Here is a 15,210-nt window from a genome sequence, read left to right as displayed (position 1 = left end):
TTAAGGTATATTTACGCTATAGGATTTACCTTACTTTTAAGGTAATTTAGCCAATATAAAAACACCATATTATATCTTATATTTTATTTAAAAATGGTCAATTTATTGCTTACTTTTTCATAGTACATAACAATTTAACAAATATATAAATTTAAATTCAATTAATTAAGAGAGCTCACATGCAATTACGTAATTATAAATTACTTAATTTAATTTTATTAATATTTATAAGTGGCTGTTCATTACTTAGAAGTGAAGAAAGTATAGAACAAATTACTCCATCGTCAAACTTAAAAAATGATCTGTCACCTAAAACTATATGGGTTACTTCTATAGGAAAAGGTATAGGTGATTTTGACTCAAATTTACATCCTATTTGTCATAATAACATTATATATGCAGCCGATAGATTTGGGATAGTAAAAGCATTATCTGAATATGATGGAAAAGAAAAATGGAGTATTAATCTTGCGGAAAAAAATAATTTTTTCTCAAAAAGTATATCTGCATTATTGTCTGGTGGCATTACTATTAATGGTGATCATCTTTATATTGGTAGCGAAAGAGGTCGAATTTACGCTCTTAATATAAAAGATGGTAGTATCGCTTGGAAAACACAATTAAGCGGTGAAATTTTATCAGATCCCGCTGTCAGCGATGAAATGGTAGTACTACATACTAGTAATGGAATGCTACAAGGATTAAATCAAATTAATGGTAAAACTCAATGGAGTGTTGATCTTGGTATGCCTCAGTTATCATTGCGTGGTGAATCGGCTCCAGTAGTAGCTTTTGATTGTATAATTATTGGTGATGATAAGGGTCGTGTAAATTTGGTTGGTATTAAGCAAGGTCAGCTTATTTGGCAACAAGATATTTCTAATTCAATGACTTCCACCGAGAATAACTATATAAAAGATGTTGATGTAAATCCAATTATTATCAATGGAATAGTTTACGCAGTAACTTATAATGGAAATTTAGCAGCTTTAAATTTGCTTAATGGCAAAATCATATGGCAAAAAAAAATAGATGGTGCAAAATCTTTAATTATCGATTCAGACAATATTTATTTAACTGATCAATATGATCATATAATAGCATTGAATATTAATGACGGTTTAACTCTATGGCAACAAAATAAATTAATTCATCGGCAATTAACTGCTCCAGTATTAATGCATAATTACTTAATATTTGGTGATACAAAAGGTTATCTATATTGGTTTAATAAATATAATGGAAAGTATATATTAAGTCAAAAATTTGACAAAAATGGATTTCATAGTGAAGCACTAGTAGTTGATGATAAAATCATTATACAATCAAAGAACGGTAAGCTCTATGCTATTACTGATAAATAACTTATATAATTGTATATATTTTATAAGTAATTATTTTATATAGTAAATATAATTTATTAGTTTATTTAGCTAATAAATATAGCTTATATTTAAAGTGTTAATTTTAAAATAAGGAAAAGTGCATGTTGTTACCAATAATTGTTATTGTTGGACGTCCTAATGTTGGAAAGTCTACTCTTTTTAATAGATTAACATGTACCTCTAATGCTCTAGTAGCAAATTTTCCAGGATTAACTCGTGATCGTCAATATGGTTGCGCTAATATAAAGGGATGTGAATTTATTATTATTGATACTGCTGGTATTCGTGATAATGGAAAAGATATAGAAAAACATAGTATAAATCAATCTTTATTAGCAATTAAAGAATCTGATGTAGTTCTGTTTATGGTAGATGCGAAAGATGGTTTAATGCCAGAAGATCAAAAGATTGCTAATTATTTAAGAACACTTAATAAATCTATTTTTTTAGTTGTAAATAAAACTGATGGAATAAATCAAAATATAGCTAGTCTAGAATTTTATGCTCTAGGATTGAATAAATGTTATCAAATTGCAGCATCACATGGGAGTGGAGTAATTACTTTAATGGAAGTAGTACTCTTACCATGGATAAAAACAAAAGAAAATATTGCTATAAGTAAGAAATTAGAAATAAATAAAAATAATAAGGAAAAAGAAAAATATTTTCTTCTTAAAAAAGAAGATATTAATCAAAACAATATACCAATTAAGTTAGCAGTTATTGGCCGACCTAATGTAGGTAAGTCAACTCTTATCAATCGTTTTCTTGGAGAAAATCGCATGGTAGTTTATGATATGCCAGGTACAACACGGGATAGTATATATATACCAATGAAATATCACGGTAGGCAATATATTCTTATAGATACTGCTGGTATACGTAAACGTAGCAGAATTACGAGTTCTATTGAAAAAAATTCAGTCATAAAAACTTTACAAGCAATTAAAGATGCTAATGTAGTTATATTAATGCTTGATGCATTAAATGGTATTGTTGACCAAGATTTATCTTTATTAAGTTTTATTTTATATAATGGACGTTCTCTAGTAATTCTAGTTAATAAATGGGATGATGTATCGAAAGAAAATAAAATTAAGATAAAAGAATCAATAAGTTATCGTTTAAGCTCCTTTGATTTCGTACAAGTACATTTTATTTCTGCTTTATATGAACAATGTGTAGATAAAATATTTAAATCGATTCTTGAATGCTATCAACATTCTACCAAGTCTTTGAATACTGGGATGTTAACAAGAATAATGAAATTAGCTGTAGAAAGTCATCAGCCACCTCTAATACATGGTCATCGTATCAAACTAAAATACGCACATATAGGTGGTCATAATCCACCTATTATTATCATTCATGGAAATCAAGTAAAAAAGATACCCATAATTTATAAACGTTTTTTAATAAATTATTTTCGTCGTTCTCTAAATATTAAAGGTACTCCTATCTATATAAATTTTAAAGAGAGCAAAAATCCTTATATTAATAGGAATCATATATTAAAACATACGCATCAACATAAACATAATAAATTTATTATACATAAAAAAAATGGTAAGTAAGATTTTTTATAAAAAATAAGACAATATAAATGTTACTTTATTTTTTATAAAGCAAATTAATTAACTATTTATATAACAATAAACATTTCAATATAATGTAAACTATCAATTTTATTAAGTAAAGTAGTACATTACTGAAATTAAGTTTTATTCGTTTTAATTTAAATATATTAATTACTAATAAATTAGATTGCAATTATCTAGATTTAGATATTATCTATATAATCTTTATTAAAGATAAATTATAGAATTTTATTGTTATATAAATATATAATAAATTTTAAATTTATTACATATTAAATTGGATGATTATTCAAATTCAATACTTTTAATTTTTTTAAATATATTTTCGTATTTTATTTTTCAATATAAAAGTGATAATTCGTAGTTCAAACTGAATAATTATAAACAAATTATATAATTAATTACTCTAATATTTTAGATAAAAAATAAAATTTTTAAAAAAAATAGAATTTTAGCTACTATTTGCACAATACAGTAGCAATATTCATATGTTTTTATTGAAATTAAATTGAGATATTGTCATGTTACGAATAATAAAAAAAGCACTTACATTTGATGATGTTTTGCTCGTTCCAGCCTATTCGACTACTTTGCCTAATATAGTAGATCTTAGTACTCAGCTAACAAAAGATATTCGTCTAAGTATTCCTATGCTGTCTGCTGCTATGGATACAGTTACTGAATCTAATCTAGCTATTGCATTAGCTCAAGAAGGAGGTTTAGGTTTTATTCATAAGAATATGTCCATTGAGCAACAAGCAGATGAAGTTCGTAAAGTAAAAAAATATGAAAGTGGTGTAGTAACTGAACCTCAAACTGTATTACCAACTACTACTTTAAAAGAAGTTAAAGAACTAACTAAACGTAACGGTTTTGCAGGTTATCCAGTAGTTGACATAAGCAAAAAATTAGTAGGTATTGTCACGAGTCGTGATGTTCGTTTTGTAACTGATTTAACAAAGTTCGTTTCTGCGGTAATGACACCAAGAGAACGTTTAGTAACAGTTAAAGAAAATGAAGAGCGTGAAGTTGTCTTGCAAAAAATGCACGAAAATCGTGTTGAAAAAGCATTGGTTGTAAATAATAGTTTTCATTTATTAGGCATGATTACGGTTAAAGATTTTCAAAAATCCAAACAAAAGCCTAATGCCTGTAAAGATATTCAAGGAAGATTATGTGTTGGAGCTGCAGTAGGTGCTGGAAAAGATAACATTGAAAGAGTTGATGTACTAGTTGCAACCGGAATTGATTTGCTACTAATAGATTCATCACATGGTCATTCAGAAAATATTCTTAAATTTATTCGTACAACTCGTAGTAAATATCCTAATTTAGGAATTGTTGGTGGTAATGTAGCTACTGGTGCAGGCGCTCTTGCATTAGCAAGAGCTGGAGTAAGTGTTGTTAAAGTCGGCATAGGTCCAGGTTCTATTTGTACTACTCGTATTGTTACTGGTGTAGGTGTACCTCAAATTACCGCTATATCTGATGCAGTGACAGCACTAGAAGGTACTGGTGTTCCAGTTATTGCTGATGGTGGTATCCGTTTTTCAGGTGATATAGCAAAAGCAATTGCAGCTGGTGCTGTAGCTGTCATGGTAGGATCAATGTTAGCAGGAACTGAAGAATCACCCGGTGAAATTGAATTTTATCGAGGACGTGCATTTAAATCATATCGTGGTATGGGATCTTTAAGTGCGATGTCTAAAGGTTCTTGTGAACGCTATTTTCAAGGTAATAATAGTACTGACAAGTTAGTACCAGAAGGGATTGAAGGACGTGTAGCATATAAGGGTCATTTAAAAGAAATTATTTATCAACAAATGGGAGGATTACGTTCCTGTATGGGATTAACAGGTTGTCCAACCATTAATGAATTACGTACTAAGGCAGAATTTGTTCATATTAGTAGTGCTGGTATTAATGAGAGTCATGTGCATGATGTAACTATTACTAAAGAATCACCTAACTATTTCTTATAAAACTTTAATATTATTTAAAACTTATTTAAATATAAAATAAGTTTTCATAGGTTTAATCAATTGTTTGGAAAAATGTTTATGACGATCGAAGATATTAATCAATATCGTATTTTAATAATCGATTTTGGTTCTCAATATACACAATTAGTAGCACGTCATATACGTGAACTAGGTATCTATTGCCAACTTTTTAGTTGGAAAGTTAATGAAAATCAAATTCGTGAATTTTCCCCTAATGGTATCATTCTTTCTGGAGGTCCAGAAAGCACTACTAAAGTAAATAGTCCTAATGCACCAGAGTATGTATTTAATGCAGGTGTACCTGTATTAGGTATATGCTACGGTATGCAAACTATGGTGATGCAATTAGGTGGCCAAGTAGAAAAGTCTAATAAACGCGAATTTGGATACACTCAAGTAGAAATTATTAATCAAAGTATGCTAATTACTGATATTAAAGATACAGTTAGCTCTAATGGTTCACCATTATTAGATGTATGGATGAGCCATGGTGATAAAGTTACTGCAATTCCATTGCATTTCGTTAACGTAGCTCGTACTCAAAATTGTCCTTTTGCAATTATAGCTAATGAAAAAAAACACTTTTATGGTGTACAATTTCATCCAGAAGTAACACATACAACGCAAGGAGTATATATACTTAAACGTTTTGTACAGAATATTTGTAAATGTAAATCTCTTTGGACTCCTATTAAAATCATTGATTATACAATTAATCGTATTCGTGAACAGGTAGGAAATGATAACGTGATTCTTGGATTATCAGGAGGAATAGATTCTTCAGTAACTGCAGCCTTACTGCATTGTGCTATTGGTAATCAATTAACTTGTATTTTTATAGATAATGGCCTACTTCGTTTAAACGAAGCTAAGCACATTATGAATATGTTTAATGAATATTTTGATATTAATATATTACATATTTCATCAGAAAATCGTTTCCTTGATGCATTAGCAAACAAACATGATCCAGAAATTAAACGCAAAATCATTGGACGCATTTTTATTGATATCTTCAATGAAGAAGCTAATAAGCTAATTGATGTTAAATGGTTAGCTCAAGGCACTACTTATCCAGATATTATTGAATCTGCAGCATGTACTATTGGGAATGCACATTTGATTAAATCACATCATAATGTTGGTGGTTTACCTAAAGAGATGAAATTAGGATTAGTCGAACCTTTAAAAGAACTATTCAAAGATGAAGTATATAAAATTGGATTAGAATTAGGTTTGCCATATCACATTTTATATCGTCATCCTTTTCCAGGACCAGGATTATCTGTACGTATAGTAGGTGAAGTAAAAAAAGAGTATTGTGATCTATTACGTTATGCTGATGCTATTTTTATAGAAGAATTGCATAAAGCAGATTTATATAATAAGATAAATCAAGCGTTTGCTGTATTTTTACCGATACGTTCTGTTGGAATTATGGGCGATAGTCGTAAATATGATTGGGTTATTGCATTACGTGCTATTGAAACTATTGATTTTATGACAGCACAGTGGGCTCGTTTACCTTATAATTTTTTAGAACTTGTTTCAAACCGTATTATTAATGAAGTCAATGGTATTTCTAGAGTAGTTTATGATATTTCTGGTAAACCTCCAGCAACAATTGAGTGGGAGTGAATTAATAACAATGTTTAAAAACATGTATATATTATATTATTAAAGAAGTTATTAAGTATATTTCAGGGTATTTTTTATAAAATACCTTAATTGTTCCCTATATAATCAATTGTAATATATTACATAGCTTTTATTTTAAAATTTTTATCAAAGAGCAATGATGAAAAATAGAATCCTTATGATTTTAATCGAATAAACATAATATATACATCATAGTTTTGAGCTTTAATTACATTAAAGTTATAATAAATGATTAAATCAATTTAAACAATAAATTATATCAATATTATATAACCAGTCCAGTAATAGGAATAATCAGATCATCTAACCAGATTTTGTTTTTATGCATTTTTAGACGTTCTTCTGTAAACCATTTAATTACTAAAGGATAGATAATATGCTCTTTATGTTGTACTTTTTTAATAATTTCTATTTCTGTATCACCTGTTAATATAGGTATTCTAGTTTGCAAAATAATTGGGCCACTATCTAATTTATCAGTTACAAAATGTACAGTAGCGCCATGTTCATTATCGCCATTTTGTAAAACCTGGCGATGAGTATAAAGACCAGGATACTTAGGAAGTAAAGACGGATGTATATTTATTAAACGTTTATAATAATGTTCAACAAATTCTTTACTCAAAATTAACATATATCCTGCAAGCACTACTAAATCAGGTGAATAAAAATCAATTTTTTTAATTAACTGTTGATCAAACTTTTTACGATTAACAAAATCTTTAATGGTCAAAATATGATAAGGAACATTTGCTCTTATTGCATAAATTAAACCATAAGCTTTAGGTGTATTACTAAATACAGCAACAACATTGCCATTAATATACTTATTTTCACACGCCACAAGAATGGATTTAAGATTAGTACCATTTCCGGATATTAATACAACTAATTTTTTCATGAAGTAAAAATTACATTATTTTTTATTTCTGTATTAGTAGATCTTTTTATTTTTCCTATTTCCCATGCTTCTTCACCTACATTTTTCATAAAATGAATAGCTTGATTCGCATTTTGCTGACTTAAAGCAAGAATCATTCCTACTCCACAGTTAAAAGTATGATACATTTCATAGTAGCTTACGTTAGCCATTTTTTGTATCCACTTAAATATAGATGGCCATTGCCAACTAGTTTCGTCTAATATTGCTTGTGTACCTTTTGGTAAAATTCTTGGAATATTATCCCAAAAACCACCACCGGTTATATGTGCAATAGCATGTATATCTATTTTTTCAATTAATTGTAATATATTTTTTACATAAATTCGAGTAGGCATTAATAGATTATCAATAAGTGTTTGATGATCTAATACTTCTGTCTTAACATCAATTTGATTTATTTCAATTATTTTACGTACTAGTGAGTATCCATTTGAGTGTAAGCCACTAGATCCTAATGCAATTAATACATCACCTTCTCGTACTTGAGAACTACTTATGATTTTTGATTTTTCCACTATACCTACACAAAACCCTACTATATCATAATCTCCATTTTTATACATATCTGGCATTTCGGCAACTTCACCTCCTATCAAGGCACAACCGGCTTGCAAACAACCATTAGCAATACCATTAATTACCGATGAAGCTACATCAATATTTATTTTGTTACTAGCATAATAATCAAGAAAGAAAATTGGTTCAGCACCTTGTGTAATTATATCATTAACACACATTGCGACTAAATCAATACCAATACTTACATGACGTTTAAAATCTATTACCAACCTTAATTTAGTTCCTACCCCATCGGTGCTAGAAACTAATATTGGTTCTCTATATTTTTGAGGTATGGCAAAAAGTGCACTAAAATCATTTAGATTATTGATTAATTCTGTTCGATAAGTTTTTCTTGCTATATTCTTTATATTATTAATTAAGATATTGCTATTGCTTATATTGACACCTGCGTCTTTATAGCTTAAATAGTGCTTATAGATCACTACTAAAATTCCTATTTAGTTATAGATAGTACTAAAGATAAATTTAATTTAATTTAATACATAAATTTAATTTTTAAAATTAGTGAGTAAAAAATCAAATTTTAGAAATCTTTAGAAACAAAATAATGATATAAAAATCATAATGTATTAAAAAATAAAATATTCATATCTAGTATACATTATTATATACAATAATACTTATTAAGATACTTAAAATTATTAAATAATTTATATTAAAATTATTTAATAATGATTAATTTATTTTTAATAAGAAAATTAAAAATAATAAATTAACATTAACTATATGATCGATCTATAAAATCATTAATAACAATTATTAAATTAATACAGTTAATTAGTCATAATAATGGTAATAAAATTAAGTTAATAAATATTTAAAATCATATAACCTTGTGTAAGGTTATATGATTTTATAAGATATTTATAAATATGTTAATACAAATTGATTCTAAATTCTATTTAGAAAAAAAAATAAAATTTAGATAGTTTATTTTGAATAAGATTGCTCTTTATTTGTTCTTTATAAATAATCTTTTATTAATATTTACGAAGTTAGTTAACTGTAGCTTGAATTTAGAAAAATTATGTATCTTTGTAGATATTGGTTATACATGTATTATTATTTATATGAGTCAATTAACTATCTGATATAGAAATATTTATAATTTATTTTTAAAAGTTTAGAATTAATTAAAACTGTTGATTTGATATATAATAAGATAATACATTAAATTAAATATTGATTTATAAATAGTCATCCTAAATATATAATGTTACATTATATATTAGAAATTAATTATTAATATCTAATAATTTTAATAGTAAATATTGAATTCAATCTAAAATTATTAGGTATTAATCTAAAATTTAAATTACTATACATTCAATAATTATAATAATAAGTTAAAGAAAATAATATAAAAATCGAAGATTAAATCACAAATTATAAGGTTTTAAATATCCAAAACATGAAAATTTAACATATTGATTTTATCAAAAATTTAATTTTTTAGAAAAAATATTTATTATTAAATTATTAATTTAATCTATAAAAGTATGATATTTAAGATCAATTGATAAATATCAAAGTAAATATTTATATAATATTCAATTAGTTAATCACAATAAGTGATATTTAACATATCATTATATTAATGATTATAATATTGTTATATCTATAAGATAGATAAATAATCTAAAATAATATTATGATGATTAACTGTTTTAAAGTTATCGAATATTTTCTCTATATGACCTTTTTGATCAATTAAAAAAGTAATACGATGGATACCTTCATAGCTCTTACCCATAAAAGTTTTTTTGCCCCAAACTCCAAATTGTTTAGATACTTTATGATCTTTATCTGATAATAATGTAAAATTTAATAATTCTTTTTCAGCAAATTTTAATAATTTTTCCGGATTATCTGTACTAATTCCTAATACTTCTACCTTTGCTTTTCTAAGTTTATCTATATTATCACGTAATCCACAGGCTTGAATAGTACAGCCAGGTGTCATAGCTTTAGGATAAAAATAGATTATTACACGTTGCCCTATAAAATCCGTTAAACTTACTTGTTCACCATCTTGATCTGGTAAACTAAATTTAGGTGCAATGTCGCCTATTTTTAATAAATTAATCATATTAATTCCCCGTCCATATGATATAGATACTATCAATTTATTATTAGTTTGATTAATATCATTTTATTTATAAATCAGATAAGTTCTATTTTAATAAATTATTTTAAACTACAATTAGTCATGTTAAAAAAATTTTTTGCATTAAATATAAGACAAATACCTTATACAAACTATATCTATATTTACAGTGCAACTATTAAATAAATATTATTTTAATAAATGTATTTAAATACAAATAATCTCATTATATCATATTATTTTATATAAATTAATATCTTATATCGTTTTTTAAAAAACTACATTATAATAATTTAATATAATAATAGAAACATAATATTTTACTTAAAAAATAGTCAATTAATTTTAAAAGTACAAAAATTGCTAATAAGCATTATAACAATTTAGTTAGCTTGATTTTCTTTTGAATTAAAAAGTAACATAAGACACTTATTTATTAATGGAGTAACTTATGTTTACTGGAAGTATTGTTGCACTCATTACACCAATGAATTATCAAGGTAATGTTTGTCGTAAAAGTTTAAAAAAACTAATTGATTATCACGTGTATAGTGGTACTTCAGCTATTGTTTCTGTCGGTACTACCGGAGAGTCTGCAACTTTGAGTCATTCAGAACATAGCGATGTAATTTTAATGACATTAGATTTAGCAGACGGTCGTATTCCAATAATTGCTGGAACTGGCGCAAATGCTACTGCTGAAGGAGTATTACTCACAAAACGTCTTACTAATACGGGTGTGATAGGTTGTTTAACTGTTACTCCTTATTATAATAGGCCAACACAAGAAGGATTGTATCAACATTTTAAAATTATTGCAGAAAGTACTGATTTACCACAGATTATTTATAATGTTCCATCACGTACAGGTTGCGATATATTGCCAAAAACTATTGCACGTTTATCCAAAATCAAAAATATTATAGGGATTAAAGAAGCTACAGGAGATTTATCACGTATTAGCCAAATTCGAGATTTAGTTAATAAAGATTTTATATTAATAAGTGGTGATGATATTACTGCTTTAGATTCAATGCAATTAGGTAGCACAGGTATAATTTCAGTTACAGCTAATATTGCAGCACGTGAAATGGTTACACTTTGTATATTAGCGCAACAGGGAAAGTTTTTTGAAGCACGTCGTTTAAATCAACGCTTGATGCTTTTACATCAAACATTATTTTGTGAAACTAACCCTATACCCGTAAAATGGGCTGCAAAATATCTAGGATTAATAATAGAAGATACATTACGTTTACCAATGACACCTTTAACAAAAAAAGGCCAGAATAAAATGATTCAAGCAATTATTAAAGCAGGGTTATATGTAAAAAAGGAGTATTAATGAGTTATTTGACAAAGCATACATTATTTTTTATATTTGGGACGTTTATGCTGATGATATCAGCATGTACTTATAGACAAAACTACAAACATCAAGCTAATGGTGATGAAGTATATTTAAAAAATTCTACACTTTATCATTTAAAATCTCCTAGTGACATAGTTCTACCAATTAAAGATAAATATAGAGATATTTATCATAATTATATTAATGGTGAAATAGGTAAAAAATTAGATATTCGCCCACCCATACAACCATTATCAATAATAAATGGTTATGCTATTAAAGTAACTAATAATATTGAAAAACTTACAATTAGAAATTCTAAAAATAATCTTTGGATAGAAGTACTTAAAGTAATAAATTACTATAAATTACCGCTAATAAAATGTAATAAGATATCAAAAGAATTAATTACTGATTGGATATTATGGAATCGTGCTGATGAAAATGAACCATATCAAGGACGTTATAAAATAATTTTAAAAAATTATGTTAATTATCAAGTTCTAAAAATATATTTATTAGAACTTAAACAAGCAGATAAAATAATTAATTCTCCAGTGAAAACTCATTTTTATACTGTTTATATGTTAAATAATATAATTGTTGGTTTAAATAAATTTAATTTTATCAAGATAAAAGATTAATTTATAAAATAATGTTACAAATTGATATTTATCATAAAATAAGAGTTAAAATAAATAATTAATATTATGGCATGTATCTGTTAACGTTTATATATAATGTAGTGATACATGCTTAAATATATAAATACATAAAAAGTAATAAAATTCGTAATCAACTTGTATAGTTTCACTTAGATATAAATGATATTATCTGATTAAATGTATTATTATAATTTATAATAAATGAATTAATTCCTATATTTATATGTATATAATGTACTTTCAAAGTAACATTATATAGCAATGATAAAATAAAGTTATAAAATATATGGAGTATAGAAGATGGAAAAAAGAACTGAGTTATATCGTGGAAAAGCGAAAACTCTATATTATACTGATAATCCAGAATTATTAGTTCTTGAATTTCGTGATGATACATCGATGGGAAACGGTGAGAAAATCTCACAATTTGCTCGTAAAGGTATTTTAAATAATAAATTTAATTATTTTATTATGAATAAACTACAACAAACAGGTATTAGCACACATATTAACTCCCTTATATCAGATAATACAAGTTTAGTACAAAAATTAGAAATGATACCGATAGAGTTTGTAATAAGAAATTATGCTGCAGGTTCGCTATTAAAACGGTTAAATATACAAGAAGGATTATCACTTAATCCTCCAATATTTGAATTTTTTTTAAAAAATGATAAAGAACATGATCCAATGATTAATTCATCTTATTGTGAAACATTTGGCTGGATAAGTAAGCAAAATTTGATACAAATACATAAATTATGTAATAAAATTAATATAATTTTAAGTAAAATATTTGATGAAGCTAATCTAATGTTAGTAGATTTTAAGTTAGAGTTTGGTTTATTTAAAGATTATTTAGTATTAGGTGATGAATTTTCGCCAGATGTTGCACGTTTATGGGATAAAGCTACTATGAAGAAAATGGATAAAGATCTTTTTCGTCATAATATGGATGGATTAATTGAATCATACGAAGAAATTTCTTGTCGATTAGGATTAAAAATTAATTAAATTTAAATTTTATTTTATGAATAAGATTTAAATCTTAAATATATTAATTAATAATCGATACATTGTATTATTTGTTTATATTGAAAACTTAAATGAGTTTATATTTAAATTTTTATACTTATATTAAGCAATCAATTGCTGTAAAATATTTTCATATATACGACTTAGTATCTGTAAATCTGATATTTTTACAAATTCATTAATCTTATGAATAGTATTGTTAACTGGACCTAATTCTACAATTTGCGCTCCCATATGTGTAATGAATCTACCATCAGAAGTACCACCGGTAGTTGATAATATAGGTTTTACTTTACTAAAATGTCTAACTGAATTAATTACAGTATCAGTTAACAGACCTTGAGTTGTTAAAAATGGTTGAGCGGAAATATTCCATGTTAACGAAAAACATAATTGATATTGATTTAATATATTAGTTACTCTAGTTTTGATTAAACTATCACTTAACTCATTACTGAACCTAAAGTTAAATTGTACAAATAGTTTATTAGGTGTAACGTTATGTATATCGAATATTCCTGACTGTAAATTAACAATTTGCATACTAGTAGGTGGAAAAAAATTATTTCCTTTATCCCATTCGGTTGCTAAAAGTTCATTTAAAGCTGGTATAGTACGATGAATGGGATTATCTATTAAATGAGGATAAGCTACATGACCTTGTATTCCATGTACAGTTAAATTGCCTGTTATTGATCCTCGGCGTCCATTTTTTATTACATCTCCAATTATTTTACTACTAGATGGTTCGCCTATTAAGCAATAATCTAATTGTTCATTACGTTTCATTAGTGTTTCTACTACTTTTAACGTACCATTTGTTGCATTAGTTTCTTCATCAGATGTAATTAAAAATGCTATACGTCCTTTATGGTTAGGATAAGTTGCAACAAAACGTTCAGTGGCTATGATCATGGCAGCTAGAGAACCTTTCATATCAGCACTACCTCGACCAAACAATTTACCATTATAAATAGTGGCTTGAAACGGAGGATACATCCAACAACTAATATCACCAGGAGGTACAACATCAGTATGTCCAGCAAATGCTAACGTTTTACCTTCACCACGTGTTGCCCATATATTCTGAATATTATTAAAATTCATTAATTCTATTTTAAAATCTATATTTTTTAAATGTGCAATTAGTAAATCTTGACAACCAGCATCATTTGGACTAATAGAAGGAATACGGATTAATTGTTGGGCAAGTATTATAATTGGACAGTTCATAGAATGATTATATCCTTCATGAAAAATTAATAAAATAAATAGTTGAATAAAATTTATAAATATAATATATAAAAATATTTTATATATGGTTATATAAATATAAATTTATATTTTATAGTTTAGTTAACTGTTTTGTATGAAATTGCAGAAGAGAACGACGCTGGACCAATATTTTAAAACTTCCTTTATTGTATTCATCTTTGTAGGTCACGTTAATCTCAAGTACTTTGGTGTGTATTAAAATAATTAAGTAATTCTTCTAATACTTTCCATTAAAAACGTGAACAGAAACCAAACCTTGACAAGCTCAAGATAGACACTCCTTACCTATCACGAGGAAGAAAAGCATAGCCCTAGTTGATTAGATAACGTGGTGTTGGCCTCCCTGATCCTGACCTCCACAAGGACCACGCAGCCTTGTTTCCTCTCTCGTCCCGTCGTTATGGATGCGCTCGCTGACTTGCGACTTCTCCAGATCTTATCATAAGAAGATATAATGAATATCTGTAAGTAGACCATTGTGGTGGATTTTCCTGCATCCTATAGTATTATCCTGATGAACAGACAGTACCCTTGAAATTTATAATTGGTCTGTCAGCGGCCTCTAGAAATGGTAAGACTACAACTCTAGAAATAATATATCGACAAC

General features: G+C 26.7%; 11 protein-coding genes. 7 read left to right on the top strand and 4 right to left on the bottom strand.

Annotation, left to right across the window (positions count from 1 at the left end; genetic code table 11):
* Positions 1 to 179 precede the first annotated feature (179 nt).
* From bamB to guaA, 4 genes are all read left to right on the top strand, one after another.
* Positions 180 to 1,364: an outer membrane protein assembly factor BamB gene (gene bamB, locus FD727_RS02910; protein ID WP_159938666.1), complete on the top strand. Its 1,185-nt coding sequence runs from the start codon at positions 180 to 182 to the stop codon at positions 1,362 to 1,364.
* Positions 1,365 to 1,489: 125 nt separating this feature from the next.
* Entirely contained in the window at positions 1,490 to 2,959 is a 1,470-nt protein-coding gene (der, locus tag FD727_RS02905) for a ribosome biogenesis GTPase Der (protein WP_159938700.1), read from the top strand.
* Between the two features lie 545 nt (positions 2,960 to 3,504).
* On the top strand, positions 3,505 to 4,965 hold the full coding sequence (gene guaB / locus FD727_RS02900; protein ID WP_159938665.1) for an IMP dehydrogenase: 1,461 nt from the start codon (positions 3,505 to 3,507) through the stop codon (positions 4,963 to 4,965).
* A gap of 78 nt (positions 4,966 to 5,043) precedes the next feature.
* Positions 5,044 to 6,624, top strand: coding sequence for a glutamine-hydrolyzing GMP synthase (gene guaA, locus FD727_RS02895; protein ID WP_159938664.1), 1,581 nt, complete (start codon positions 5,044 to 5,046; stop codon positions 6,622 to 6,624).
* A 286-nt stretch (positions 6,625 to 6,910) separates the two neighbouring features.
* Here the strand turns inward: guaA and purN are convergent, their stop codons facing one another.
* The 3 genes from purN to bcp all read right to left on the bottom strand — a co-directional run bounded on the left by purN (position 6,911) and on the right by bcp (position 10,256).
* Positions 6,911 to 7,546, bottom strand: coding sequence for a phosphoribosylglycinamide formyltransferase (gene purN / locus FD727_RS02890; RefSeq protein ID WP_159938663.1), 636 nt, complete (start codon positions 7,544 to 7,546; stop codon positions 6,911 to 6,913).
* Entirely contained in the window at positions 7,543 to 8,592 is a 1,050-nt protein-coding gene (gene purM / locus FD727_RS02885; protein WP_159938662.1) for a phosphoribosylformylglycinamidine cyclo-ligase, read from the bottom strand. The genes purN and purM overlap by 4 nt, the downstream gene beginning before the upstream one ends.
* A gap of 1,196 nt (positions 8,593 to 9,788) precedes the next feature.
* On the bottom strand, positions 9,789 to 10,256 hold the full coding sequence (gene bcp / locus FD727_RS02880) for a thioredoxin-dependent thiol peroxidase (RefSeq protein ID WP_159938699.1): 468 nt from the start codon (positions 10,254 to 10,256) through the stop codon (positions 9,789 to 9,791).
* A 472-nt stretch (positions 10,257 to 10,728) separates the two neighbouring features.
* Between bcp and dapA the strand changes: the two genes are divergently transcribed.
* The 3 genes from dapA to purC all read left to right on the top strand — a co-directional run bounded on the left by dapA (position 10,729) and on the right by purC (position 13,307).
* Positions 10,729 to 11,622, top strand: a complete 894-nt coding sequence (gene dapA, locus FD727_RS02875) for a 4-hydroxy-tetrahydrodipicolinate synthase (RefSeq protein ID WP_159938661.1) — start codon at positions 10,729 to 10,731, stop codon at positions 11,620 to 11,622.
* Positions 11,622 to 12,272 (top strand): outer membrane protein assembly factor BamC, encoded by a 651-nt coding sequence (gene bamC / locus FD727_RS02870; protein WP_159938660.1) that lies wholly within the window; start codon positions 11,622 to 11,624, stop codon positions 12,270 to 12,272. Before dapA ends, bamC begins: the two co-directional genes overlap by 1 nt.
* A 321-nt stretch (positions 12,273 to 12,593) precedes the next feature.
* Positions 12,594 to 13,307, top strand: coding sequence for a phosphoribosylaminoimidazolesuccinocarboxamide synthase (gene purC / locus FD727_RS02865; RefSeq protein ID WP_159938659.1), 714 nt, complete (start codon positions 12,594 to 12,596; stop codon positions 13,305 to 13,307).
* A gap of 123 nt (positions 13,308 to 13,430) precedes the next feature.
* Here the strand turns inward: purC and dapE are convergent, their stop codons facing one another.
* Positions 13,431 to 14,561 carry a succinyl-diaminopimelate desuccinylase gene (dapE, locus tag FD727_RS02860; RefSeq protein ID WP_159938658.1) on the bottom strand — a complete coding sequence of 377 codons (1,131 nt, stop codon included), beginning with the start codon at positions 14,559 to 14,561 and terminating at the stop codon, positions 13,431 to 13,433.
* Between the last annotated feature and the right edge of the window lie 649 nt (positions 14,562 to 15,210).

The sequence above is a fragment of the Pantoea sp. Mhis genome, assembly GCF_009830015.1.
The sequence above is the reverse complement of the archived record's forward strand: the minus strand, read 5'-3'. Positions and strand labels throughout refer to the sequence as shown.